At 33.7% G+C, this 2,302-nt stretch carries 3 protein-coding genes; all 3 read right to left on the bottom strand.

The window, feature by feature from the left end; genetic code table 11:
- Positions 1–165: 165 nt before the first annotated feature.
- Complete coding sequence (locus tag ND811_RS19100) at positions 166–999, bottom strand: hypothetical protein (RefSeq protein ID WP_265353574.1); 834 nt, start codon at positions 997–999, stop codon at positions 166–168.
- 194 nt (positions 1,000–1,193) lie between these two features.
- Positions 1,194–1,841: an alpha/beta hydrolase gene (locus ND811_RS19095; protein WP_265353573.1), complete on the bottom strand. Its 648-nt coding sequence runs from the start codon at positions 1,839–1,841 to the stop codon at positions 1,194–1,196.
- Between the two features lie 190 nt (positions 1,842–2,031).
- Positions 2,032–2,302, bottom strand: a 271-nt coding sequence (locus ND811_RS19090; RefSeq protein ID WP_265365555.1) for a hypothetical protein, incomplete at its 5' end; no start/stop codon positions are given.

The raw sequence follows: 2,302 nt of genomic DNA, 5'->3' as shown, positions 1-2,302 counted from the left end.
GCTTACTGAAGTTGTCCGACCCTGAGTCCCGAACGGGACGTTAGGGACTGGCACGCAGTTTGCGGATGCAAACGAGTGACAGGAGGACAATTTGCCGTAGGCCAAGCGAGGGCCTGTCCCGAAGCGAAGCAGTAAGCCGCTGTTATGTGCAGTAAGCATAGTTTTCTATTTTGACAATTTATCTTGTATATATTTTCCGTTCGTTGTATTCAAAATTCTTCTTCCATTGTGTGGATCGCGAATATATTTTGGGTGGAAATGGGAAATGATATATTTCGAGTTTAAGTCTTCATGTAATTCTAAAGAGAAATTTAGAGTTTTATTCCCAGGAGAATTGTGAGCTTTTCTGTAAATCCATTGATTTAATAGATCATCAAATAGTTCCCACAATTCATGATCTTTAACTAAATTTAATGGTAAATGTAATCGGAATATTGTTGGTTTACTTTTAGATTGCAAATAGGTTTTATACTTATCGATCGGATATTTTAAATTTTGTATTAAAGAAAATAAATATTCACTACCGCGGATTAGATAATGACCGCAGTACTCGATAATTTCTCTGTCATCCAAAGCAACATATAATTTACCTTCTCTTCCTTGTGTATCAATTTTTTCTGTTATATCTTTGAGGTGGTCAATGCTTAGTTCCGGAAACTTTCCACTTCCAAATTCATTGATAAATCGGTCATTCATTTCTTTGATAGATAAACATTTTAGACCATTTTTATAATAGCTTTGTAAGTCAGCAGTATTGCAAGCATGATAGGCTGTTAAAAATTTAAAGTATCCTCTGAATGATAGACAAAACTCTTCATTATAAGATTCAATCCTTTCATGCTGCTTAAGGTAGTCGATTATTGGGCCGGCAGAGTCGACATAGTTTATTGTACTCTTGTATTCATTAATTAAATTGTATATATTTTTGATTCTATTTAATAAGAATTTGGAAAAGAATAATTCCCATGTATAGAAAAGTTTCCAATTAAATATTTTCATAATTTTTATGCTTATTGCACATAACGAAATAGCCTTAACGACGTAGGCTGACCCTGAGTCCCAACGGGACGTTAGGGACTGGAACGACACTTGCGTAAGCAAGGGGAGTGCCAGAAGCCTATGTGGCTTTAGCCCGAGCGAGGGCTTGTCCCGAAGCGAAGCGTTAAGGCGCTGTTATACGCAGGTTGCGATTTCTAAATAATATTATATTTATTCAAAATTGATGAAATTTCATCATGTTTATTTAAAATCATGAAATGCCCACCATCCTTTATTGGAATAGGATTATGAATTTTTTTGAGTGGGAACAGTTTGTCTTTTTCACCATGGATATGAATTAAATTTGAAGGTATTTCTTTATTTCCCCATTTTAGAATTTCATTTAGAGACCATTTGATAAATTCTGGCTCGTTGTTTTTAATGAATTCTCTAATCAATTTCTGTTCTTCACTTGAATTTACATCGAATAGAAAATCTATTATGAAAGAATGTAAATTAAAAATCTTTGATGGAATGAAATTTAAAATTCGCAATTTTTTCGCAAGATTGTACATGATAGGTTTTTCGGATGCTAGCTTAATACTTGAAATAATCACTACTTTTTCTGTTTTTAATATTTTTGATAATTCGATTGCGACAATTCCACCAAAAGAGACACCGATAAGAATAAGTTTTTTTTTATTCCTAATTTGATCGGATAATCTTAAGCAATACTCTTTAAGATTTTCATTTTTCTTATTTTTAATCCAATGAATCACTTTTGGCTTATTAGAGTAAAATTTTAAGTTCTTGAAAACTCTCTCATCAGCGCCTAATCCACTAATTAAGTAAATATTATTCATATTTTTTAAAATGAAAAATTTAGCAACTTGCGTATAACGAACTAGCGGAGACGACGTTTCCCGACCCTGAGTCCCGGACGGGACGTTAGGGACTGGCCACGTAGCTTGCGTATGCAAGCGAGTGCCAGAAGGGAAATGTGCCGCAGGCCAAGCGAGGCCGTAAGTGCCGAAGCGCAGCGTTTCCGCGCTGTTATGCGTCGTTAGATGCTTTACATCTGAGATCCCTAATTAAAATTTTATTCTTTGTAAGTGTTTTTAATTTTTTTTCTGAATTTATTTGGTTTATTTTAGCCAATAATATGGTAGGATTAACATCAAAACAAATATAATCACAATCTTTTATGTTTATAATTGGTCCTTCAGATTCTCTGCTATTAATATAATCAAAGAATTTCAAATTATTATTTTCTGGATTATATTCAAATCCTCCAGATAAGACTATGTAGATTTCTTCGGAGAAA

The organism is Leptospira soteropolitanensis (assembly GCF_026151655.1).
Lineage (GTDB): Bacteria > Spirochaetota > Leptospiria > Leptospirales > Leptospiraceae > Leptospira_A > Leptospira_A soteropolitanensis.
The sequence above is the reverse complement of the archived record's forward strand: the minus strand, read 5'-3'. Positions and strand labels throughout refer to the sequence as shown.